Source organism: Ligilactobacillus equi DSM 15833 = JCM 10991 (genome assembly GCF_001435735.1).
GTDB classification, from domain to species: Bacteria; Bacillota; Bacilli; order Lactobacillales; family Lactobacillaceae; genus Ligilactobacillus; species Ligilactobacillus equi.
The window spans coordinates 1-269 of sequence record NZ_AZFH01000143.1 but is presented as its reverse complement, the minus strand read 5'-3'; the positions used below and the strand labels follow the sequence as shown (position 1 = coordinate 269).

Annotated in this window: 1 protein-coding gene; it reads left to right on the top strand. The window is 37.2% G+C overall.

Annotation, left to right across the window (positions count from 1 at the left end; all coding sequences use genetic code 11):
* A partial coding sequence (locus tag FC36_RS08075) for an SspB-related isopeptide-forming adhesin (protein ID WP_156409561.1) occupies positions 1–269 on the top strand: 269 nt, incomplete at both ends.

Genomic DNA, 269 nt, shown 5'->3' with positions numbered 1-269 from the left:
ACTAACACAGTAGAATCCTCCCCTGTTGTAATTAAGGTGGTAGAAAATACTGATGGCGTTAAGATTGACGGTACTTCTGTATCTCACAACCAAATTGTAACTTACGAAGGAACTTGGGACTTAACTGGTCTTAAAGGTCACTCATTCACTAAGCAAGAATTGAATAACACTTGGTCATTTGATGATGACTACGACCAAACTAAGTTAACTGCTAATACAGCAACACTTAAGGTTAAGGATGCTAAAGGTAATAACATTACCGACCAATT